Genomic DNA, 568 nt, shown 5'->3' on the forward strand with positions numbered 1-568 from the left:
TCCTTATCCTGCTTGCCCGCTGCCCGAACCAATCACCACGCCACCACAATCCACCGCTGTGCCGGTGATAGCGATGGGCTTGCCGTTCACCAACACCGAGCCCACACCACCGGCAATGCTGCGCGGGTGGGGCGGGTTGTTGGGCTTGTCGTGCGGCGCCAGCGGGTCACCTTGACGGGCCACCGGCTTGCCATCGAGAAAAACATCAGGGCTGGCGGCTATCACCGGGGTCGGTGGAAAGCCATCGTGGTCGGTGCCAAGGTCACCAAGCAGTGCAATGGAGGGACACATAATTCAAACCTCTTGTGTGCTTTGCCATCACTCCGCTCTCACTACCACGACATCAATCTCTGGGCAGGGGGATGGCAAAACATAAAAGGCTCCGGCAGCCAAAGACTGACCGGAGAAACACGGGATAAAGGCCGGTGCACACCGGCCACAAGATACGAAACCTAATACAGGAAATAACGAAATCAGAACGTCAGGCTTATGCCTCGATAGGGGCGCGCCAGTCGTCAGCACCAGAGGTACCGGCAACGGTGTGCTCCCAGTCAATCTTGCGGTAAGC

The 568-nt window shown here is 58.6% G+C and carries 1 protein-coding gene and 1 pseudogene; both read right to left on the reverse strand.

What is annotated here, in order from left to right; translation table 11 throughout:
* Nucleotides 1-3 precede the first annotated feature (3 nt).
* A complete protein-coding gene (locus BN1129_RS16770) occupies nt 4-291 on the reverse strand; it encodes a type VI secretion system PAAR protein (protein ID WP_042038057.1) in 288 nt (95 codons plus the stop codon).
* Nucleotides 292-487: 196 nt separating this feature from the next.
* Nucleotides 488-568 (reverse strand): annotated as a pseudogene (locus BN1129_RS22735) (type VI secretion system tube protein Hcp); the annotation flags it as partial.

Source organism: Aeromonas popoffii (assembly GCF_000820025.1).
Taxonomy (GTDB): Bacteria; Pseudomonadota; Gammaproteobacteria; order Enterobacterales; family Aeromonadaceae; genus Aeromonas; species Aeromonas popoffii.

Bases quoted from the DNA above. Each gene is read 5' to 3' on its own strand.
- BN1129_RS16770 (WP_042038057.1), bottom strand. From the start codon at position 291: ATGTGTCCCTCCATTGCACTGCTTGGTGACCTTGGCACCGACCACGAT.